The sequence below is a fragment of the Acinetobacter sp. 148 genome (genome assembly GCF_031196675.1).
In the GTDB taxonomy this organism is placed as follows: Bacteria; Pseudomonadota; Gammaproteobacteria; order Pseudomonadales; family Moraxellaceae; genus Acinetobacter; species Acinetobacter baumannii.
Genome location: NZ_JAVIMT010000090.1, coordinates 41,341 through 59,224 on the forward strand (window position 1 = coordinate 41,341; position 17,884 = coordinate 59,224).

At 39.5% G+C, this 17,884-nt stretch carries 33 protein-coding genes; 25 read left to right on the forward strand and 8 right to left on the reverse strand.

The genetic code is table 11. The features are described 5' to 3' along the window. The 8 genes from RFX69_RS17700 to RFX69_RS17735 all read right to left on the reverse strand — a co-directional run bounded on the left by RFX69_RS17700 (position 1) and on the right by RFX69_RS17735 (position 4,570). Positions 1-852, reverse strand: a complete 852-nt coding sequence (locus RFX69_RS17700) for a PD-(D/E)XK nuclease-like domain-containing protein (RefSeq protein WP_289333174.1) — start codon at positions 850-852, stop codon at positions 1-3. A gap of 9 nt (positions 853-861) precedes the next feature. Then, positions 862-1,458, reverse strand: coding sequence for a hypothetical protein (locus RFX69_RS17705; protein ID WP_289333173.1), 597 nt, complete (start codon positions 1,456-1,458; stop codon positions 862-864). Then, positions 1,458-1,841: a hypothetical protein gene (locus tag RFX69_RS17710; RefSeq protein WP_031983586.1), complete on the reverse strand. Its 384-nt coding sequence runs from the start codon at positions 1,839-1,841 to the stop codon at positions 1,458-1,460. The genes RFX69_RS17705 and RFX69_RS17710 overlap by 1 nt, the downstream gene beginning before the upstream one ends. Positions 1,842-1,910: 69 nt before the next feature. Beyond that, complete coding sequence (locus RFX69_RS17715; protein WP_000380112.1) at positions 1,911-2,138, reverse strand: hypothetical protein; 228 nt, start codon at positions 2,136-2,138, stop codon at positions 1,911-1,913. After that, on the reverse strand, positions 2,138-2,329 hold the full coding sequence (locus tag RFX69_RS17720; RefSeq protein ID WP_309169522.1) for a hypothetical protein: 192 nt from the start codon (positions 2,327-2,329) through the stop codon (positions 2,138-2,140). Before RFX69_RS17720 ends, RFX69_RS17715 begins: the two co-directional genes overlap by 1 nt. A 202-nt stretch (positions 2,330-2,531) precedes the next feature. After that, positions 2,532-3,473, reverse strand: coding sequence for a hypothetical protein (locus RFX69_RS17725; RefSeq protein ID WP_140987276.1), 942 nt, complete (start codon positions 3,471-3,473; stop codon positions 2,532-2,534). A 102-nt stretch (positions 3,474-3,575) separates the two neighbouring features. Then, positions 3,576-3,791, reverse strand: a complete 216-nt coding sequence (locus RFX69_RS17730; RefSeq protein WP_000370479.1) for a hypothetical protein — start codon at positions 3,789-3,791, stop codon at positions 3,576-3,578. Between the two features lie 14 nt (positions 3,792-3,805). Beyond that, on the reverse strand, positions 3,806-4,570 hold the full coding sequence (locus RFX69_RS17735; RefSeq protein WP_038405699.1) for a LexA family transcriptional regulator: 765 nt from the start codon (positions 4,568-4,570) through the stop codon (positions 3,806-3,808). Positions 4,571-4,647: 77 nt separating this feature from the next. On the opposite strand from RFX69_RS17735, the gene RFX69_RS17740 reads away from it, so the two are divergent. The 25 genes from RFX69_RS17740 to RFX69_RS17855 all read left to right on the forward strand — a co-directional run bounded on the left by RFX69_RS17740 (position 4,648) and on the right by RFX69_RS17855 (position 17,884). Beyond that, entirely contained in the window at positions 4,648-4,833 is a 186-nt protein-coding gene (locus RFX69_RS17740) for a Cro/CI family transcriptional regulator (protein ID WP_017725177.1), read from the forward strand. A gap of 10 nt (positions 4,834-4,843) precedes the next feature. Next, positions 4,844-5,200 (forward strand): hypothetical protein, encoded by a 357-nt coding sequence (locus tag RFX69_RS17745; protein WP_057047854.1) that lies wholly within the window; start codon positions 4,844-4,846, stop codon positions 5,198-5,200. A 57-nt stretch (positions 5,201-5,257) separates the two neighbouring features. Continuing rightward, positions 5,258-6,316 (forward strand): hypothetical protein, encoded by a 1,059-nt coding sequence (locus RFX69_RS17750; RefSeq protein ID WP_120754950.1) that lies wholly within the window; start codon positions 5,258-5,260, stop codon positions 6,314-6,316. Beyond that, a complete protein-coding gene (locus RFX69_RS17755; RefSeq protein WP_228202684.1) occupies positions 6,297-7,088 on the forward strand; it encodes a hypothetical protein in 792 nt (263 codons plus the stop codon). Before RFX69_RS17750 ends, RFX69_RS17755 begins: the two co-directional genes overlap by 20 nt. Next, positions 7,085-7,381: a winged helix-turn-helix domain-containing protein gene (locus tag RFX69_RS17760; RefSeq protein ID WP_106465402.1), complete on the forward strand. Its 297-nt coding sequence runs from the start codon at positions 7,085-7,087 to the stop codon at positions 7,379-7,381. The genes RFX69_RS17755 and RFX69_RS17760 overlap by 4 nt, the downstream gene beginning before the upstream one ends. Next, positions 7,378-7,764 carry a hypothetical protein gene (locus tag RFX69_RS17765; RefSeq protein WP_309169527.1) on the forward strand — a complete coding sequence of 129 codons (387 nt, stop codon included), beginning with the start codon at positions 7,378-7,380 and terminating at the stop codon, positions 7,762-7,764. Before RFX69_RS17760 ends, RFX69_RS17765 begins: the two co-directional genes overlap by 4 nt. After that, positions 7,751-8,299 carry a hypothetical protein gene (locus RFX69_RS17770; protein WP_309169530.1) on the forward strand — a complete coding sequence of 183 codons (549 nt, stop codon included), beginning with the start codon at positions 7,751-7,753 and terminating at the stop codon, positions 8,297-8,299. The genes RFX69_RS17765 and RFX69_RS17770 overlap by 14 nt, the downstream gene beginning before the upstream one ends. Continuing rightward, entirely contained in the window at positions 8,262-8,717 is a 456-nt protein-coding gene (locus RFX69_RS17775) for a DNA N-6-adenine-methyltransferase (RefSeq protein ID WP_375143712.1), read from the forward strand. The genes RFX69_RS17770 and RFX69_RS17775 overlap by 38 nt, the downstream gene beginning before the upstream one ends. Further along, a complete protein-coding gene (locus RFX69_RS17780; RefSeq protein ID WP_309169534.1) occupies positions 8,714-8,968 on the forward strand; it encodes a hypothetical protein in 255 nt (84 codons plus the stop codon). Before RFX69_RS17775 ends, RFX69_RS17780 begins: the two co-directional genes overlap by 4 nt. Before the next feature lie 10 nt (positions 8,969-8,978). Next, positions 8,979-9,344 carry a hypothetical protein gene (locus tag RFX69_RS17785; protein ID WP_309169536.1) on the forward strand — a complete coding sequence of 122 codons (366 nt, stop codon included), beginning with the start codon at positions 8,979-8,981 and terminating at the stop codon, positions 9,342-9,344. 1 nt (position 9,345) lies between these two features. Further along, positions 9,346-9,858: a hypothetical protein gene (locus tag RFX69_RS17790; RefSeq protein WP_309169537.1), complete on the forward strand. Its 513-nt coding sequence runs from the start codon at positions 9,346-9,348 to the stop codon at positions 9,856-9,858. Beyond that, positions 9,855-10,307, forward strand: a complete 453-nt coding sequence (locus RFX69_RS17795; RefSeq protein ID WP_309169538.1) for a hypothetical protein — start codon at positions 9,855-9,857, stop codon at positions 10,305-10,307. Before RFX69_RS17790 ends, RFX69_RS17795 begins: the two co-directional genes overlap by 4 nt. After that, positions 10,307-10,981 carry a metallophosphoesterase gene (locus RFX69_RS17800; protein WP_272384303.1) on the forward strand — a complete coding sequence of 225 codons (675 nt, stop codon included), beginning with the start codon at positions 10,307-10,309 and terminating at the stop codon, positions 10,979-10,981. The genes RFX69_RS17795 and RFX69_RS17800 overlap by 1 nt, the downstream gene beginning before the upstream one ends. Before the next feature lie 10 nt (positions 10,982-10,991). Next, complete coding sequence (locus RFX69_RS17805) at positions 10,992-11,453, forward strand: hypothetical protein (protein ID WP_000990565.1); 462 nt, start codon at positions 10,992-10,994, stop codon at positions 11,451-11,453. Between the two features lie 199 nt (positions 11,454-11,652). Then, entirely contained in the window at positions 11,653-11,955 is a 303-nt protein-coding gene (locus RFX69_RS17810) for a hypothetical protein (RefSeq protein ID WP_309169539.1), read from the forward strand. 212 nt (positions 11,956-12,167) lie between these two features. Then, positions 12,168-12,443, forward strand: coding sequence for a hypothetical protein (locus RFX69_RS17815; RefSeq protein ID WP_000780218.1), 276 nt, complete (start codon positions 12,168-12,170; stop codon positions 12,441-12,443). A gap of 62 nt (positions 12,444-12,505) precedes the next feature. Then, positions 12,506-12,751: a hypothetical protein gene (locus tag RFX69_RS17820; protein WP_001080486.1), complete on the forward strand. Its 246-nt coding sequence runs from the start codon at positions 12,506-12,508 to the stop codon at positions 12,749-12,751. Between the two features lie 2 nt (positions 12,752-12,753). Further along, the gene (locus tag RFX69_RS19440) at positions 12,754-12,957 is read left to right on the forward strand and encodes a hypothetical protein (protein ID WP_130631291.1); all 204 of its coding nucleotides are present in this window, start codon (positions 12,754-12,756) and stop codon (positions 12,955-12,957) included. Then, entirely contained in the window at positions 12,908-13,186 is a 279-nt protein-coding gene (locus RFX69_RS17825) for a hypothetical protein (protein ID WP_309169540.1), read from the forward strand. The genes RFX69_RS19440 and RFX69_RS17825 overlap by 50 nt, the downstream gene beginning before the upstream one ends. Positions 13,187-13,240: 54 nt before the next feature. After that, the gene (locus RFX69_RS17830; RefSeq protein WP_289332343.1) at positions 13,241-13,705 is read left to right on the forward strand and encodes a hypothetical protein; all 465 of its coding nucleotides are present in this window, start codon (positions 13,241-13,243) and stop codon (positions 13,703-13,705) included. A gap of 35 nt (positions 13,706-13,740) precedes the next feature. Next, positions 13,741-14,223 (forward strand): hypothetical protein, encoded by a 483-nt coding sequence (locus RFX69_RS17835; RefSeq protein ID WP_289332344.1) that lies wholly within the window; start codon positions 13,741-13,743, stop codon positions 14,221-14,223. 54 nt (positions 14,224-14,277) lie between these two features. After that, positions 14,278-14,466: a hypothetical protein gene (locus RFX69_RS17840; RefSeq protein WP_032050950.1), complete on the forward strand. Its 189-nt coding sequence runs from the start codon at positions 14,278-14,280 to the stop codon at positions 14,464-14,466. 41 nt (positions 14,467-14,507) lie between these two features. Further along, positions 14,508-14,969 carry a terminase small subunit gene (locus tag RFX69_RS17845; protein WP_309169543.1) on the forward strand — a complete coding sequence of 154 codons (462 nt, stop codon included), beginning with the start codon at positions 14,508-14,510 and terminating at the stop codon, positions 14,967-14,969. A 15-nt stretch (positions 14,970-14,984) separates the two neighbouring features. After that, the gene (locus RFX69_RS17850) at positions 14,985-16,478 is read left to right on the forward strand and encodes a terminase (protein ID WP_289332345.1); all 1,494 of its coding nucleotides are present in this window, start codon (positions 14,985-14,987) and stop codon (positions 16,476-16,478) included. Further along, positions 16,478-17,884 carry a DUF4055 domain-containing protein gene (locus tag RFX69_RS17855; protein ID WP_289332346.1) on the forward strand — a complete coding sequence of 469 codons (1,407 nt, stop codon included), beginning with the start codon at positions 16,478-16,480 and terminating at the stop codon, positions 17,882-17,884. The genes RFX69_RS17850 and RFX69_RS17855 overlap by 1 nt, the downstream gene beginning before the upstream one ends.

Below are 17,884 nucleotides of genomic sequence, written 5' to 3' on the forward strand. Positions count from 1 at the left end.
TTATTCTCCTAGAAATTCTTTCTTAGCCCATAAAGGCAAATCAATTGGTTGAATCTGTTTTGTGTAGCCTTGCCACTCATTTGACTGTTTGCATTGCAGTAGAGTTAGCATTGCAGATCGACGTTTTTGCTCACCGATAAACAGCATTTCATCTGATGCGTAATAGATGATTGACTCATGCGGATCGTCTTCTTCTACTGCAAAAAATAGGAAAGAAGGGTTGTAATCTTCACCGTAATAAGCCTTGTATCCATTGATATACATAGCTGCTGAAAGTGAGTAGTCATAGTTTTGGCAACTTCTTGAAAATGCATTCGCACGCGCATCCGTTGTCTTTTTGATGTCTACAATTAACCCGTTAGGGAAATATTCACTTGTTTCAGGTGCTACATGCCAATCAGGGCGAATACGACATTCAAGACCTGTTTCTTCATCATCAAAAAAGATCGAAGCTTCACGAATACCACCTGATAAAATCATGTTGTACATAGGGTGGCGTTTCATTGCTTCCGCAGCTTTCGCGGCTGCTTGATATTGTTCTTCGGTAATGATTGCCTTGTTTGCATTGTTCTGTAAGAACTTTGCTATTGCTTCTTTACCTACATTTGTTCGCTTATTAACGATTGGTTCGATTGCAACTTCATCGTTAAAAACTTCTGGTTCAAGGAATAGAACATGAACCGCAGTACCAAGCGCCATTGCAGTAGTCTGCTTGTGTTCCTTACCACTCATGTGCTCAGCAAAGAAGTGTGCAGGAGAACGCAGAATGGTTTTAAGCTGTGAGCTACTAACAGCCGAATGAGCGTGATACGCTGCATTCGACATGTTATGTACCAAAACTGGCGCATTCATAATCTTCTCCTAATCCTCTTCGCGTTCTAACTGAGCAATAAAGTCTTCTTCAGATGGCAAATTATCTAAATCAAATGACTCTAAGAATTTCACTTGGTAGTATCCTTCGTTACTATCTGGGGAAGTAACAGATGCAAACCTTTCACTGCTATCTAATGGTTTTTTGTTGAAGCCCTGAAAAACTTCAAAAGTATTTTTATCTAGGTCAATTACATACGCCCATTCGCAAAATAGCGATTCAGCAGCAAATTCAAGATATTTGCGCATCGGAATAGGTGATTCAGAATTTTGGATAATTCCCAAAATATCTGATCCAGCATCACGTGAAAAAGAAGGATATTTAGCTGAAAAACGTTTAGATACTTCAAAGTCGACATAACCATCATCACGAGTATTGCCAGCTTCTTTGTACCAAGCTTTAACTTGCTCATCGGTAGGTTCAAAGATGTTGTCTAGCTTCTGAATAAAAAGAGCTTTGTTAAATTCTCCTTTTAAGAACTCTAATATTCCAGCACCTTGACCACTTGGATAACCATCCCATTGACCGTATTTTGCAACTTTGTATTCATTGTTGTGCTGCACACAAATTAAATGTCTAGTTCCCATCACACCACTCCTGCTTCTTCATCTGCCAATTCTTCGGCGTAGTATTTAAGCTGCTCGTTTAAGTCAGCCACTTGTGTTGATGTGAGTTGAAATAGAAGGCCGATTGGAGTCTCTACATATTCAGTACCAACAACTTCAACATGTGTGCGGTCATCTACTACTAGTTGATCGTAAAATTGATCCTTACTGTCCTCTGGATTCATAAGAGAACCAACCACACGAACTTGTTTAGTAACATCGGCAACCATCTTGCATTTCAAAGTTGCACAGCCGCTTTCCAGTTCAAATGAAACTGTATTGTCTTTAACTTCAAACTCACCAGACACTTGAAGCATCGGGAAAGAAGGGCACAGCAACTCTGGCTTGTTAACTAACATATTCATTAGATAATCCCCCAGTGAACCGCCAAGATGAGGTTGAAGAACCCAATGAAACTAGCTAGTGCTATGTAGTTATCCATGAGAGGGCTCCTTGTCTTGCTCACCCTCACTAAGCTCTTTAAGTCCTTTAAGGGTTTGTTCAACTAAGTGTGAGAAATCAACTTCATAACTAATTCTTGAACCATCTTCAGATTTAAGCTTCAATGAGATGCTTGGAAGCTCTATGCCTTCATGTTCAACAAGCATCATTAGGGCTTCAATTACCACAACTGAAACGGTTGCAACTGATTTTGTATCCATTAGTTATCTCCTTCCACTTGCACACGCACATACATGTTCTGTTTTGCTTTGAGTTCGTTGACGTGTTGCTCGTCGGCACAGCCTCGTAAGAATGCAAATACAATGAAGGTGATAACCCAGAAAGCTAAAAAAGCTTTCGAGCCATCCTTAAAGGCTTGGCTAAACTTGTACTTTTCCATTCTTTGATTCATACTTATCTCACTCGTTGAGTAAAAGCACATCGGACCTGGGGAGGGCGGTGTGCTTTTTTGTTTGTCGATGAGATAAATATAAGAAAACTTAGTTTTATTGTCAATAAGAAATCTTATTTTAATTTAAGAAAGCTTACTTTTATGCTTTAATAGACAAAATAAAACCCACACTAGGTGGGTTAAGCGTTGCTAATTTTGTATTTTAAAAATCAAATTCTTCTTGTTTGGTAGTCTTATGCTCAATAACTTCCACAACCTCAAACTCTGTCTTAAGTTTTGTATGAGCTAAAAATTGGATGGTCTTTAGCTTAACCTTAAGTAAGTCGCCCTTACCAAAACGAAGCAATCCAGAATCAATCTTTTGCAGAAACACCTCATCAGTAATAGAAGCATTAATTGTTGAGCCGCCATTATTGAATCGCCACTTGTTTTTTTCCTTAAATGATATTGATTCAATTTGCAAAAAAGTTTCTGTGATGCTTTCGCTCAAATGATCATCAATGTCCTGAAATTTAAAATACTCAACTTCTTTTTTGTCAATAAATAGCTCAACATTTTCATCAAGCATTTCTTTTACAACATAAAATGAGTCAATCCCATCTTTGCTTAATGGTTCTAGCATTTTTTCAATATCGGATGCAATCACCTTGCTTCGGTAAAGACGTAACGCTCTTTTATCAACTTCTAAATATTCAGTTTCAGTGTAAAAGACTTTTGCATGATCAACAGTTTCCTCTATCTTAACAGGAGGGTTGCCTTTCAGTTTTTTATAGATTTGAATTACACCAACAGTAGCACCCCCAAAAAAACCAACCAATCCCAAGATCCCACTTGCGTTTGCTAAGGCCGTTGCAGTAGGGCCAACTAATAGATCTTTGATTTGATTCACCCAAGATAGGTGCTCAACAAATTCTATTCCAAAACAACCTGTTTTAAAGTTTGCTTTGACATTTAATTGAATTTCAAGCTTATCCCCATTGATCTCTTTATTGGCATGAGTCAAGAGGTCACTTATAGCCATCATAGCAGGCGCAAGATCTCGAACATCCATTAGGTGTTCTTCTAATGCTTTGCCATCATAAACTACATGGAATTTCTCACTCATAGCATCATCATCAATCAGGTCTGTATTGGTTATTGTCATAGTCTAACAGTCTGTATTTTTAGTTTCATCATGAGTTTGACATTGGTTGTCGCACCACTTTGCCCGAACCGTTATAAAGTACTGTGTCGGGTTCACAGTTTATTAATCTTTTGTGTTATTAATTTTCTGTCCAAGCTTTCCTTCTTTTACCAACTGCACGACCTGCTCATTAGTAAGCACAGGAATAAAGACTTTGTCGCCAATATCTTTAGAAAGAATCTTCACTTCTTCGGCTGTTAGCACCAAAGCTTCACTATTTTTCGCAGCATCATTGATACGGGCAATGATTTGGTTGATTGGTAGTTTTGAATTGTCCATAAGTCTTCCTGTGATTAATGCGAATAAGGATGTTCTTGTCTGTGCTGACTTGGCGGCACGATATCTGTAATAGCGGTAATACTTTCAACCTCGTCCATTTCAAAGAAAAATCGCTCACCACCATTCACAGAAAGCAAACTTAAAACCCCACCATTGATGCCGACAAATTCTTTAATTGTGCATCTTCCATCCTTCAAGCACACCTGAACAAACTCATTCGGCACAAGATCTGCATCAGGGTCGCATACAACATACCAGCCATTACGAATTGCTGGAAACATTGAGTCGCCAGTGCCTTTAATGCCATAGGCTCTTGGTCCTGCTGAGTGAGTTGGAACATAACCATCACCACCGTTACCTTCGTAACCCATATCTGTGAAATACCCATCCATACCCATCTTTGAATAGGCTTTAACAGGGACATATCTTTTTTGAATAGGGAATGGCTTATCTGATGTTTGAACAAACTTAACAGCATCTTCACTATCTGGAATATTGTATTTTTTCTTAAACGCTTCGATATCTAGAACATTTAATTGAACAGCATTGTTGTCCAATTGAGGACCACTTTCATCACCATTTGTAATATACGAAGTGGACACACCAAAATAAGCGGCCATTTTACTTAAAGGATCAGCTTTAGGTGCATATGCATCTTTCTCCCAACCAGTGACATTAGGCGCACTAACCCCGACGATTTTTGCCAAATCGCCTTGAGTTAATTTCTTTTCTCTTCGTAAGGCGCGAATACGCTGACCCATAGTTTCTAGTTTCTTCATATAAGTTATCTTACATCTTGCAAAAATAAGTTATCTTTGTTTTAATACTAAGAAATCTTATTTTTGAGGTTGAGCAAATGACCAAACAGGAAGCTTATAAGTTGCTTGGTGTGAATGGTGTTGGCTTAGCAAAGTTATTAGGAATTGAGCCACCTGCTGTTTATCAGTGGCCTAATGAAAAAATCCCTTTAGCTCGCGAATACCAAATCAGAGACTTAGCAAGTGGCAAAGAGCCAATTAAACGAACTAATGCAACCGCTTAGGAACTAAACCATGAGCAAATTATCTAATGACCTTACTGCAAGAGCCAGAAACACAAGAGCTTTAGTTATGCAGGCTCTTGCATCAAAAAATAATGGCGAAATTGCGGACAGACTCGGAGTAGATGCGAGCACCTTATCAAGAATGAAAAATGATAAGAAATCCAATGGCTTGAGTGAAATTGAGAACGCTTGTGCATTATTGGATGCGCTTGGATTAAAAGTTATTCCTGAAAATTATGAGTGTTATGACCGTCAGTTTGTTGAGTCAATTTTCTTTTTAGCACGTCTTTCTATGGCGCGTGCTTCGGACATCAACGATTACCAACACACAGATTTATCTAAGCGTTTATCAGAGCTTGGATATTAAAAAACCGCTTCCTGCGCGAACAGGTTAGCGGTCAGTTATTCATTACAGGAGCAATGAATGAAAACAAATTTAGCACAAGAGCCACCAATTCCACAAGGTGAGTTGGTTCACTTTCCGAAGAAAGAGCGTAATGCTATGTCGGATCAACTTTCAAAAGGCTTCATCATGAAAAGCCGTCTTTACCATTATGAGGTAGAGCCGTTCATTTCTGATGCAGCTAAGAACGTATATTCAGCGATTATGGGGTTTACTAACGGATTTAATAAACCTTCTGACCATATCTCACATCGTCAATTACAGGGTGGAAAGCTTAAAGGATCTAACAAGCTTAGCTCTGGCACAGTAACCAATGGTCTAAAAGAATTAACTTGGTTTGAGGTTATTACAGTTGTTGAGCGTAATAACAAATTAGGCAACAAATACCAGATTAATGAAGTGTCTTTAGTAGAGGCTTTTGAGAAATTTAGTGCTTCAGAAATTAAAGCACTCCGCATCAATAACCGATGCGCTTCGATTAGTGAAGCGCTTCAGTTAGTGGTGCAGTCCGCTTCAGTTAGTGGTGCGGAAGGTGCTTCGACTAGTGGTGCATCAATAGAGTTTCTTTTTATAGATTCTTTTAGAAATATATTTATTAACTCGCTTCGCTCAAACAAACCACTTGAAGCTCATTTTTATGTTTATCAAGAAACTCAAAAACAGATCATTCTTGAACAACAAAAACTAGAAGCTGAAGAGAAAGCAAAAGCTGAAAAAGAACGCAAAGACAAAGTACGCAAGTTAAGTTTTGATGAAGTTATCAAACTTACTAAAAACACTTTTGCAAACCTTTGTGATCTTGAACTTTGGGAACAGTACGTAGCTAACCGTTCTCAACAAGCTAAAACCAAATTAACTAAGAATGCTCTCAACGCAATCTACAAAGATTTCATTGAATGGGGTTATGAAGGCTCTAACCAGTCTTTGAAAACCTCAATCACTGGCAATTATCAAGGTCTATTCGCCCCAAAACAACAAACGCATGGGTTCGCTAATCACAGCCAAGCTGCAACTCGCATGTCTGAAATTCAAGAGTTAATCGCAAAAGAGGAGGCAGGCAATGAACAGTATGGTTTCTAACAATCAAAATGCAGTAGCACATATCAATTCAGCAAAAGTTGTTGGAATCTTCAAAGCGATTGCACCTCGCTCATTTGAGAAAACTTTTGAAGGAATTGCAACAGAGCAAATCAATCATGCAATGAAGATCTGTCTTGATGGCCTTACTCATGAGCAAGTGAACAAAGGCTTATCAATGGTCCGTGATAACGGCTACTGTCCAGATCCTGCAATGTTTCGCAAATGGTGCTTAGGGATTGAGGGCTTTGGATCTGAGCAACAAAGAGCGATTGACTCATACAAGGGTAAGAACGCAGCACTAGCAAACATTCTTAGATGGCGTGCAGATCAATCAGCACCAATCACAAACGCTGAAAAAGAAGCATATGACCGTTGTTATGAGATGTTCAATGCAATTGAGTGGGCTTACAACTCTGATAAAGCTGCATATTTAGCATATGACGCATTTAAAGAAAATTATGTGGAAGTGGTTAAAGAACTAGTCGCAAAAGGAGAACAGCAAGGCATCTGGACAGCACCAAAAGCAATTAGCTCCAAAGTTAAACGAATGGTTAGTTATGCCCAAGATTACTTAAACAGCACAGATGGAGTGCATGCATATTCTGCAAGTGCAGCAGGAATCGCTAAAGAACAATTCTTCTCGATTACTAGAGCAGAAGTCAAAGAGCATCAGGATAGAAACAATATTTTTGCATATGACAAAGCTTTGTACGAGTTGATATCTCAGAAGCTTAATTCTCTTGTCTGGGAAGAAGAGAGAGGTGCAGCGTGAAACATCCTCTAGATAATCAAACAGTCGATTGGTGTGATGAAGAGTTTAAAAGCCATATCGCTATCTTCGAACGCTTTGCAAAGGTGATTCAAGTTGTAAGAACTACTCCAGTAGCGACAACCAGAGAAGTTCAAAAAAAAGCATTGCCTGATCTAAGCCGTAGATCAGTGCAGCGATACATCAAAGAACTAATTGACGCGGGTTATCTCAAACGTCACGAGAAGAAAGATCCAATGGGAACCCGTTTGTATCCAACAGAAAAAGTTAATGAATTATTGGGTGGTGCAGCATGATCGAATCAATGACTCCAAGTATGTACATCAAGCAAGACTTTAGCGCAGAGATTGCTGCATGGGTTGCTCAAGGTAATCAAATTACTGTCCTAGGTCATGGTGAGAGCACGCATAACAAAGCATTCAACAATGCGACTAAAAAGACTGCACAGGATGTCATGAGACGCATGATGTCTAACTCAGTTGCACAGGCTAAGGCTCAGAAAGAAAACCCGTACCTTAAAGCCCGTTTTGAGGCTAAGCAGGCTGGTCTACTGCACTATGACGGAATGGTTTGTAACAGATGTAAGTCTACTAAGCGCTATGTCTCATCTAACAAATGTCTGCACTGCGTGAATGAGTGCAACCGTCGATACAAGGAGCGTATGCATGCGCAAGCGTAAACCAAACAAAGCTCAACACTATCAGCTCACTTGGAATGTATTCAATGCAGTTGACATCGTAGAGCAATACGAGAAGCAAACAGGTGATACAAGCGGTCAGTTGCCTTTACCAGTGCTTATGAAGATCTATCAAGGTTCGTTACTCACAGCTTTGCAGTTTGGAACTATTCCGAATCATCAGACTTACGGTGTGACTTTCTACGCAAAGATCAAGAAGGATTCAGGAGAGGAAGGAATTGTAGAGCGTGGCTTCCGTATCGATACACCAATGAAGCTATCAGAGTTCATCAATGGTTATTCAGATTGCTATGTGAACAAAGGGCATGGCCTTAAAACCAAAGGATGGAAAGGCGCTAAGGAAGAATGGTTATCAATGATGGATGAAGAGTTCAAGGGCGATACATGTCTTGATGCTTGGGCAGTGGCTAATTGTTTGCACAAAGGAAACGTAGCTAAAACCATGACTAGACGTTACGAGGAGGCGGTGAGTGAACACAATGGCACAAAGCAAGCTGTTTGGTCTTGCAGAAAATAGAACAGATGTATGGGCTACGCCTCAAGACTTTTTCGAAAAATTAGATCGAGTTTTTAACTTTGATTTAGATGTTTGTGCTCTACCAGAAAACGCCAAATGCGAACGCTTTTTCACACCTGAAATTGATGGTTTAAAGCAAGAATGGGCTGGCACTTGTTGGATGAATCCTCCATATGGGCGCGAGATTACCTTATGGATTGACAAGGCAGTTCAAACAGCAAATCAGGGTCATACAGTTGTTGCATTGGTTCCGGTTAGAACTGATGCGCGCTGGTTTCAAGATTACTGTTTAGGCAGGGAAATTCACTTTATTCGTGGACGCTTAAAGTTTGGTGGTTCGTCATCTAATGCGCCATTCGGTTGTTGTGTTGTCGTATTCCGTCCAAGCCTTAAAGATGTTCAGTGGGGTGCACAATGAAACTAGAAAACTTTGCTCAAGATATTGATCAGTTTTTTTATTCAAGAGGCAAGTACTGGCTGTTTGAACACTGGCAGGAAGATGGAAAGAACATTTATAGCAAATCGAAATATAACGACAAGATTGAGTTCATGAAAGGAGCTGGGAAGATTTTAACTGATAAGCAAATCAGTGATTTAGAGAGTGGCGAAAACATCTTAATTAAGCAAGAAGATGGAACAACCTTCTTCTTTAAATATGTCGATCTTTAAGGAGCCAGCCATGAGTGAGTTTAAAGAGTTTCAAACAGGCGATTACGTTGTTCTTGTGGAGGCTGGCACGTCAGATGACTTGCTTCAAGTTATTGACCACAAATACTCCGATGACGTCTATCGGGTGAAGATCATAACTACCAAGCTTTGTGGTCCAGTTCATAAACGCGAAATTCGCTTAGCAACTAAGGAAGAAATCGAAGCAGGAAAGCGACTTGACGATATAAAGATCCAAGTGACCTACGGCATCCAACTAAATGATCTAGGTGTTGTGACTATGGGTTTTGACCCGGGCAGAGATATTACACACGACCTAGGCGACGACCACCCCATAGAAAACCACATCAGCCCGCTGTGTAAATCAAAGGATGTTTGAGATGGATAATCAACAACTACTAATGTTTAAAGGGTGGTTCATAGATAGCTATCCAGAATGTAAGGACTATCTAGATCTAACTTACTTTGATGTAGAGAAAAACACTTTCTTATCGAAGTGTTCATATAACCCTGATTCTGGAAATGCTGCAAAGGTTTTGAAAATTGCTTTTGGTTCATGGCAGCACCAGCAAGCGAAAGTGGAGGAGCTGCAATTAAAGATCAGTGAAGATAGTCGAATTTTGCATAACGTAATTGATCTTGAGAGTAAGAAAAATGGAGAGCTGCAAAAGCGGGTGGATGCTTTAGAACTAAAGCTTAGAGAGATTGCTGGTATCGCTAGAAGAGCAAGACATGGCGAATACTATACAGAATCAGGAAGAAACGCGGGGCTTAATATTGCAGCAGAGATAGAGCAAGCGCTCAAGGGGGATCAATACGATGAACATCGCAAGAAAGCAGAAGAGGCCATCTCAAAAGGTGCAAGCCTAACCAACCATAGGATTGAGCTATGACAACATTCAAAGAGGCTCAAATCATCATTGGCATTGATCCTGACTTGGAAAAGTCGGGAGTTGCCATTCTTGGGAATGATCTTCAACTAAAAAATATGACGTTTCCTGAAACTGTTGAGCTATTCAGAAATGAACAAGACAGCATCAAAAAGGTTGTGATCGAAGCAGGTTGGGAAAATAAGAAGGCTAACTTCAGAGTAGGTGGTGGTCACTCAAGACAAGTGAATGAGCAGATTGCTAGACGCGTTGGGATGAATCACGCGACTGGCATCTTATTGGCTGAGATAGCACAGGCATTGGGCTTAGCAGTTTTACTGGTGAAGCCTACTAAATCAAAGCTCAATGCAGAGCAGTTTAACAAGATTACAGGTTGGCAAGGTCGTACAAATCAAGAGCAGCGTGATGCAGGCATGTTGATTTGGGGAATGAACGGAAAGAAGGTGACGTGATGGGATTGGTGAAGGTTTGGGAAAAGGACATTAAAGGCAAGTTATATGCAGTTGGAGATATTCACGGCTGCTACAACTTGTTGATGAATCGCCTCAAAGAAATTGGCTTTGACTTTGAGAATGATCTTCTTGTTGCTGTTGGTGATCTAGTTGATCGTGGTGCTCAGAATCTTGAATGTATCGAGTTGCTTTCTAAGCCGTGGTTCACATCAGTTCGTGGCAATCATGAGGATCTATGCATTGGTGGTCTGCATGATCAATCATACAAGCGTTGCCACATAGACAATGGAGGTGAGTGGTTCTACATGCTTGATGGGCAAGCTATGTACAACATTGCAAAAGTATTCTCTGAATTACCAATTGTTTTAGAGATAAACCACAAAGGCAAGAAGTTTGGAATTGTGCATGGGCATATCGAACAGAATGATTGGAATGAGTTTAAGGACTCGTTTAGTCAGCCATCTAAAAACCGTGCTCCATCAGATTTAGCTATGTGGGGTCGTGAGCGTCTTGATACTGACAATCAGCAATACACGCATGTAAATGGTGTAGATGCAGTGATTATGGGGCATACAGTAACTCAAAAACCATGTAAGCGTGACAACTGCTATTGGATTGATACCGGTGCAGTTCATTGGGGAACTATAACAATCTTAGATTTAGAAACTATTTGAGGGTGACGGCATGAATGCGGCAGTGAATACACAATTGAAAAGAAAACATTTCTCAGTGGCAATCAACTGGCATGAGAAGCCAATTGAATGGCATCTAGAGCAATATGGGTCATGGTTATTGTTGGATGATCATTATTTTAGTCTTGGTGAATCAAGTGTACTAGGTCATTTGATTGATACTGCTAATGGTGTTGTAGTTGATCGTCGTCAACGTGTTGCCCCACTATGTAAAATCAATGATGAGCATGCCGATGCAGTGGCAGATATGCTTACTCACTTAATGCAGAATGAAACAACTAAAACAAAGCAATGGATGAGAATTGTCATAATGTTTTATGTTGAATTCAAGTCAGAGGAGACAATTGCTAAGAAGCTTGGAGTGTCTGAATTCTCAGTAGCTCGCGACAAAATGTTAGGCATGGTTCGCTTGGCTACTAAATATCAATTCAAAAGTCGCATAATAGGAGCTTGAAAGTCAGGGTGTACTTTGATATATTCATGTTATAGTGACCGTAGTGTATGTGGTTCACTGCCTTATTTAAAAAGCTCACTTAATCGTGGGCTTTTTGCTTTTATGCCCTACAAGCTTAGAACATCGGATTCCGATGTGCTGGACTGGATTTCTAGTCGATGCTTAAACGTAGGGCTTTTTGCTTTTTGGAGCATTTGAAATGGGCAATACTTGGCATGCTGATCAAGACAATAATATGCGCCCTGACATTGAAGGCTTACCATGTCCATTTTGTGGATACGCACATGGCTTAGCTGTAGATTCAGATTCTCACGACTTGAAAGAACATGGTGTGATTTGGTCTGCTCGTGCATTTTGTCATGAGTGCGGTTCGCAAAGCCCTAGCACGCATATTACAAACTGGCCCAATCATCCTTTAAGTGAAGAAAGCATTTATGTGGACTGGGAAAATGAAAGGGAAGTTGTAAATCTTGCAGTTAAGATCTGGAATACCAGATTGTAGGAGGTTCACATGCTCCGAATAATTAAGCAGGTCTTTTGCATACATGTTTGGGAATATGAACCCGACATGTTCAATCAGAAAGAATGCAGAAAGTGTGGAAAGATTAAATATAATTAACTATTGAGAATACAATGACTTATATTAAATCAAGTCGTTGTATTTCCAATTAACATGCCGCATTATTAATCAAATTACTTTATTAATGGTGTGGTATGAAACTAGTTCGTTTAGAAACAATTAGACTTAATGATGGTTCATTTGAATTGCAATTTAATGAGGATGGATTTACGCCATCTTATCCAAATACTATCAATGACGATGGTGTTGATGTTGCATCAGGTAAGGTTAATGTAGATTCTATTTACTATCATCATTTAGATAGAGATGACACGAGATATTTAATTTATTTAAAAGGCTACCATGGCAGAGTAGATGGCACAGAAATCCCAAGTCTTGAAAAAGCATTAGATGCTCATCTGCAAAGTTAAAAATTAAACTGAATTTATTTACAGCCCTGTCGTTTGATGGGGTTTTCTTTTTTGGGGTATTTATGAATCGAAAACAAAAGAAAGCAAAACGATTGGTTGCCAAGGCACATACAAAAAAGCAAGCTCAGATCTATATGACTCCAAAAGAGAAGCAAGACATTTATGAGTGGAACACTGCTCACAATGAACTGCATGAAGAATTCATGGAAGGTTTTGAAGAGCCTCAGTTCATTAAGGGCTTTAAGGTCGGCATTTGGCTTGCATTCTGTGCTGCAATAATTTGGATATTCTGGCATTTCTTGGGGTGAACATGGACACAATCGAAGCGAAGAAGAATTTAGAAATCTATAAACGTAATCTTAGCCGGTTAGAAAACTATAACCATTTATTCAGCAGCCATACGTTTAAGACTGAATGTCAGCGTGAAGTAAATACTCTCAGAACCAGAATAGAGAATCTAGAAAATGCGTTCGAAAAAGAGGCTAAGCGAAATAAGAGCGCTACCCTGCGTTAGATGTGGTCAGAGTCCTAGTCAAGCCGCTCATTCAAATAGCTCGAAGCATGGTAAGGGTAGAGGAATCAAAGCCAGTGATGAGTTTACAGTTCCGTTATGCTACAAGTGTCATTTCCTATTTGACACATACCAATTAGGCACAAGACAAGAATCGGAAGCATTGTTTGATCAGTGGTTAGAAAAGACCGAATTAATGTTAAAAATAGATACAAATTCAGATGTTTTCTAATTAAATCATGTGGTTATGGTATAATTTAACTCTATAAATCAATGGTAAATTCTAATGAAAATTAGCCTAGAAATTGATGTGCCAGAGTTTGATTGGATTGATACTCCAACACTATATAGAACGCCAATTGGTGAGTTTAGTGACATACAAGAAGTTAAAGAAATTGGTCGTTTAATTGAATATCTGCAACGCCTTGATGAGATTGAATGGATTATTAACTCTAACCATCAGCATGTTCGACATCCGTTTTGTCGTGAGTTAATACGGGATCGACTGCGCTTCATTCCAGAGAATCAAATTTACCGGTTTGGTGAAAAATTAAGTTATTTCCTTCAGGATTTTGAAAAGAGAACAGGTCGCAAGTTCGAAGAATATGAATACACATATCAAGTTCTTTCAAATGGCAAAAAGATTCAATTTAAAACATTCTCAATGATGTTTGATACTGAAGAAGCTGCTTTGCGTCATATAGCACAGGTCTATACATCAAGAAGTGATTTTAAGTTTGAGAAAGTTTAAGCCACCCTCGGGTGGTTTTTTATTGCGAGGTCAAAATGGAATTCCGACAAGTTGTTAAGAACCATTCTGACATCAACTATGTAATTGGCTATCTCAATTCTAATCATGCAAAGGCAGCTAACGAAGGGAAGCCTTTAGTCGTATTGATTGCACCACAAGAGAAAGATCGTTCAAAAGCTCAAAACCGGTTGTACTGGATGTGGCTTAATCAATGGGCCAAGAAGCAGGGAACAGACAAAGACTACGAGCATCTGTTCTTTAAGAAGAACTTCCTATCAAAAATCTATGATCGTGATGACGTTGGTCAATACAAGAAAACATTCAAGGCTGTTAGAGAATTGAAGGATTCTAAGCATCCGCTGTATCAAGATGTGGCAAACGGCCTATGTGAGCTAATGAGCACTACAGATGCAAGTACAGCACAGTTCACTGAATACCTAAACGACATTCATGCCTTCTGCAATAAAAACGGGTGTTATTTGGAAACGCCTGATGATCTTAAGTATGTGTTGGAATAGTTAAGCAGCTAAGATATATTGTTATTTCTTTAATCATTACAAGAAGGAAAAACAATGTTTGTTCAACATGATGAGTATCTAATCAACACCTCAAATATTAACTACATTAAATTAAATGAAAATGCTCTGAAGGTTTATGTATACGTTGGTCCTACTGGTGAAGGCACTGGAGCTGGAATGATTCCTTTAAGCTGCGAAGATGAAGCAGAATATGAAGAATTGATTGCTAAGTTAACTAAGTAAGAATGACCGCCCAAGTGGCGGTTTTTTAATGAGGTAAATATATGGCAGCTCCAATCGGTAATAGATTCTGGGAGCAGCGCAGCTCTCACGGTCGTAAACCGATCTTTGAAGATCCAGAACAACTATGGGAAGCTGCCTGTGAATACTTTGAATGGGTTGCAGATAACCCACTAGAAGAGGCGAAGGCATTTGCATATGAGGGCGTTGTAACTGTTGAAGATTTGCCGAAGATGCGCGCAATGACCATTCAAGGTCTATGTTTCTTTCTTGATATCTCTGACGAAACTTGGGCAACTTACTGCTCTAAAGAAGGTTTTATTGGAATCTGTAGCGATATCAAAAGGGTTATCTTCACTCAAAAGTTTGAAGGTGCAAGTGCTGGATTGCTTAATGCTTCTATTGTTGCCCGTGAGCTTGGCTTAGCTGACAAACAAGAGAATAAGCTGACACTTGAAGTTCAGTCATTATCAGAATTGATGGATGAAATAGGGAAGGATGATTAATTATAAGGAGTAGCCATGCTGAATCCTGAGCATAAAGCGAAACTTAAAGACCAGTTATGGCGCTTAAATAATCTTTACTACATTACGAATAAAGAGGGTAAGCAAGTTAAGTTCAAGATGACACTTGAACAGCTTGAATACTTCGAAAACGAATGGACACGTAACATCATCTTAAAGGCACGTCAGTTAGGTTTTACCACTGAGATGTGCATGATTCAGTTAGATGCTGCATTGTTCATGTCTGATAAGTGTGCTTTGATTGCCCATACATTACATGATGCTAAGCGTCTGTTCCGTGAAAAGGTTAAGTACGCTTACGATCGCTTGCCACACCTTATCAAAGCAGCCAATCCTTTAGAGATTCAAACTAAGGATGAGCTTGTATTTGTTAAAGGTGGCTCAATTACCGTTTCAACTTCATTTCGTGGTGGAACTTTAGACCGATTACATGTGTCTGAGTTCGGTAAGATTTGTGCGAAGTTCCCAGATAAAGCCCGTGAGATTGTTACTGGTGCATTTGAAGCGGTCAGTCTTAAAGGACGAATCACACTTGAGAGTACTGCTGAAGGTAAAAGTGGTTACTTCTACGAATTTTGCCAATTAGCTGAAAAGTTATTATTACTCAGCAAAAAACTAAGTCCTCTTGATTGGAAATTCTTTTTCTTCTCCTGGTGGAAGAATGCTGATTATGAAATTGAACCAACTGAAGAACTACCTCAGCGACTAGTTCAGTATTTTGAAGAACTGGAAGCAAAGCACAACATCAAAACAACGCCAAAGCAAAGGGCTTGGTATCACTCAAAAGAGAAAACTCTTGGCGAGGATATGAAGCGGGAATATCCAAGTATTCCTAGTGAAGCTTTTGCTCAGTCTGTTGAAGGTGCTTACTACAAGAACCAATTTAAATTCTTGTATGCCAATAAACGCATTGGTGTATTGCCTTCTAATGATCATTTACCTGTTATGACCTTCTGGGACTTAGGTGTCTCAGACTCAATGGTGATCTGGTTTATCCGGAAGTTATCAGATACTTGCTACCAAGTTATCGATTACTACGAAAACTCAGGCGAAGGTATGCGGCACTATTTCAAAGTGCTTAAAGAAAAAGGCTACAAGTACAGCAAGCATTATGCTCCGCACGACATTAAAAACCGCTCTCTTATGAATGATGGGAAGTCTCGTTTAGACATTGCCAAAGAGGGCTATGTGCTTGATGACGGGGAGAAGTACTCAGTCAATTTCGAGGTGGTGCCAAATATAACAGTGATGGATGGTATTGAGCAGGTTCGTGAGATTTTGCCTCTATGTGAATTTGATGAGTACAAATGTGCAGAAGGCATCACTCATCTTGAGAACTACCGAAAAGAGTGGAATGACAAGCTTGGATGTTGGAAAGACAACCCACTTCATGACATTCACTCACACGGTGCTGATGGCTTCCGTATGTTTGCTGTGGCTATGGGTAAAAAGGTTGTTGCAAAAACACTAGATATAGGAATGGTTTACTAATGCCAGTTAATACTGAACATCAAGCTTATGCAGACATGAAAAAGCGTTGGGAAACTATCGACGATGTCTGTGATGGTTCTGCCACGGTTAAGAAGCGTGGCGAACTTTATTTACCAAAACCCAATGTATCGTCTGATTTAACGCAGAATGATCAATATTATTTGGCTTACTTAACCCGTGCTGTGTTTTATGAGATTTCTAAAGACACATTAAACAAGATGGTGGGCGTGGTATTTGCTGAGGACCCAACGTTCGAACCGGATGGAATGGATTTTCTTAAATACGATGCAGATGGTACAGGTAAGTCAATTTACCAAGTTGCACAATCTGCCTTGCAAGGTCAGCTTAAACATGCACGTGGTGGTTTATTTGTTGATTATCCAACTACTAATGGAAATGTGTCTGTACAGCAGGCAGAGAGCTTAGGTATTCGACCAACAATCGTATTTTATGAGTCGTTGAGCATTATCAATTGGAGTCTAAAGCGAGTCGGATCAGTCTATAAGCCTGAACTTATTGTCTTGCATGAGAAGTCCACAGAAAAAGATCCAGAAGACGAATTCTCTAAGAAAGAAATCAATATTTACCGCGTACTTCGACTTGATGAAAACAATGAATATAACGTTCAAGTTTATACAGATAAGTCAGGAGAACTACAGGGTGGGAATATCTTCTATCCAACGAATTCATTAGGCCAAAGATGGAATGAAATTCCTTTTATTCCTTTGGGGGCTTTGGCTAATGATTGGAATATAGATCCAATTCCATTAGAACCAATTGTAACAATGAACTTAGCCCATTATCAGAATAGTGCAAGCTATGAAGAGATGGTTTTCATTTGTGGACAAGCTCAGCCAGTTATTAATGAACTTGATGAAGGGTGGCGAGATTGGTTGCAGAAAAATGGAGTGCGGTTAGGTTCTAAGAATCCTTTAATGCTTCCGAAAGGTTCATCATTTGATTACAAGCAAGTAACTGAAAGTACCTTAGCCAAGCAAGCTATGGATGCTAAAGAAAAGTACATGCAGGCGATGGGAGCAAAGATTCTTGAGACTGAACAAGTCAATAAGACAGCTACCCAGTCAAATAATGAAAAGCTGGCTCAGTATAGTGTCCTTTCTTTGTGTGTGGCGAATACCAATGAGGCGATGGAATATGCGCTTAAATGGTGTGCTGCATACTACGGAAGTGGATCTAAAGCGAAACTCACAATTAAACAAGATTTCGCTAAAGGCAAGATTGACCTTGATACGCTTAAGTTCTATTGGGAAATGGTGCTTGCTAATCGCATGAGTATGGAAACTTTCCATGAGTTGCTAACTACTGGGAAAGTTCCAGAAATTAGCTATGAAGATGAGCAAACACGTATCGAAAGCGAGTCAGTTAATAGACCTATGGTGGTTTAA

Excerpts from the sequence above, each read along its gene's own strand:
- RFX69_RS17700 (WP_289333174.1), bottom strand. The coding sequence starts at position 852 with ATGAATGCGCCAGTTTTGGTACATAACATGTCGAATGCAGCGTATCAC.
- RFX69_RS17705 (WP_289333173.1), bottom strand. The coding sequence starts at position 1,458 with ATGGGAACTAGACATTTAATTTGTGTGCAGCACAACAATGAATACAAA.
- RFX69_RS17710 (WP_031983586.1), bottom strand. The coding sequence starts at position 1,841 with ATGAATATGTTAGTTAACAAGCCAGAGTTGCTGTGCCCTTCTTTCCCG.
- RFX69_RS17715 (WP_000380112.1), bottom strand. The coding sequence starts at position 2,138 with ATGGATACAAAATCAGTTGCAACCGTTTCAGTTGTGGTAATTGAAGCC.
- RFX69_RS17720 (WP_309169522.1), bottom strand. The coding sequence starts at position 2,329 with ATGAATCAAAGAATGGAAAAGTACAAGTTTAGCCAAGCCTTTAAGGAT.
- RFX69_RS17725 (WP_140987276.1), bottom strand. The coding sequence starts at position 3,473 with ATGACAATAACCAATACAGACCTGATTGATGATGATGCTATGAGTGAG.
- RFX69_RS17730 (WP_000370479.1), bottom strand. The coding sequence starts at position 3,791 with ATGGACAATTCAAAACTACCAATCAACCAAATCATTGCCCGTATCAAT.
- RFX69_RS17735 (WP_038405699.1), bottom strand. The coding sequence starts at position 4,570 with ATGAAGAAACTAGAAACTATGGGTCAGCGTATTCGCGCCTTACGAAGA.
- RFX69_RS17740 (WP_017725177.1), top strand. The coding sequence starts at position 4,648 with ATGACCAAACAGGAAGCTTATAAGTTGCTTGGTGTGAATGGTGTTGGC.
- RFX69_RS17745 (WP_057047854.1), top strand. The coding sequence starts at position 4,844 with ATGAGCAAATTATCTAATGACCTTACTGCAAGAGCCAGAAACACAAGA.
- RFX69_RS17750 (WP_120754950.1), top strand. The coding sequence starts at position 5,258 with ATGAAAACAAATTTAGCACAAGAGCCACCAATTCCACAAGGTGAGTTG.
- RFX69_RS17755 (WP_228202684.1), top strand. The coding sequence starts at position 6,297 with ATGAACAGTATGGTTTCTAACAATCAAAATGCAGTAGCACATATCAAT.
- RFX69_RS17765 (WP_309169527.1), top strand. The coding sequence starts at position 7,378 with ATGATCGAATCAATGACTCCAAGTATGTACATCAAGCAAGACTTTAGC.
- RFX69_RS17770 (WP_309169530.1), top strand. The coding sequence starts at position 7,751 with ATGCGCAAGCGTAAACCAAACAAAGCTCAACACTATCAGCTCACTTGG.
- RFX69_RS17775 (WP_375143712.1), top strand. The coding sequence starts at position 8,262 with ATGGCACAAAGCAAGCTGTTTGGTCTTGCAGAAAATAGAACAGATGTA.
- RFX69_RS17780 (WP_309169534.1), top strand. The coding sequence starts at position 8,714 with ATGAAACTAGAAAACTTTGCTCAAGATATTGATCAGTTTTTTTATTCA.
- RFX69_RS17785 (WP_309169536.1), top strand. The coding sequence starts at position 8,979 with ATGAGTGAGTTTAAAGAGTTTCAAACAGGCGATTACGTTGTTCTTGTG.
- RFX69_RS17790 (WP_309169537.1), top strand. The coding sequence starts at position 9,346 with ATGGATAATCAACAACTACTAATGTTTAAAGGGTGGTTCATAGATAGC.
- RFX69_RS17795 (WP_309169538.1), top strand. The coding sequence starts at position 9,855 with ATGACAACATTCAAAGAGGCTCAAATCATCATTGGCATTGATCCTGAC.
- RFX69_RS17800 (WP_272384303.1), top strand. The coding sequence starts at position 10,307 with ATGGGATTGGTGAAGGTTTGGGAAAAGGACATTAAAGGCAAGTTATAT.
- RFX69_RS17805 (WP_000990565.1), top strand. The coding sequence starts at position 10,992 with ATGAATGCGGCAGTGAATACACAATTGAAAAGAAAACATTTCTCAGTG.
- RFX69_RS17810 (WP_309169539.1), top strand. The coding sequence starts at position 11,653 with ATGGGCAATACTTGGCATGCTGATCAAGACAATAATATGCGCCCTGAC.
- RFX69_RS17815 (WP_000780218.1), top strand. The coding sequence starts at position 12,168 with ATGAAACTAGTTCGTTTAGAAACAATTAGACTTAATGATGGTTCATTT.
- RFX69_RS17820 (WP_001080486.1), top strand. The coding sequence starts at position 12,506 with ATGAATCGAAAACAAAAGAAAGCAAAACGATTGGTTGCCAAGGCACAT.
- RFX69_RS19440 (WP_130631291.1), top strand. The coding sequence starts at position 12,754 with ATGGACACAATCGAAGCGAAGAAGAATTTAGAAATCTATAAACGTAAT.
- RFX69_RS17825 (WP_309169540.1), top strand. The coding sequence starts at position 12,908 with ATGCGTTCGAAAAAGAGGCTAAGCGAAATAAGAGCGCTACCCTGCGTT.
- RFX69_RS17830 (WP_289332343.1), top strand. The coding sequence starts at position 13,241 with ATGAAAATTAGCCTAGAAATTGATGTGCCAGAGTTTGATTGGATTGAT.
- RFX69_RS17835 (WP_289332344.1), top strand. The coding sequence starts at position 13,741 with ATGGAATTCCGACAAGTTGTTAAGAACCATTCTGACATCAACTATGTA.
- RFX69_RS17840 (WP_032050950.1), top strand. The coding sequence starts at position 14,278 with ATGTTTGTTCAACATGATGAGTATCTAATCAACACCTCAAATATTAAC.
- RFX69_RS17845 (WP_309169543.1), top strand. The coding sequence starts at position 14,508 with ATGGCAGCTCCAATCGGTAATAGATTCTGGGAGCAGCGCAGCTCTCAC.
- RFX69_RS17850 (WP_289332345.1), top strand. The coding sequence starts at position 14,985 with ATGCTGAATCCTGAGCATAAAGCGAAACTTAAAGACCAGTTATGGCGC.
- RFX69_RS17855 (WP_289332346.1), top strand. The coding sequence starts at position 16,478 with ATGCCAGTTAATACTGAACATCAAGCTTATGCAGACATGAAAAAGCGT.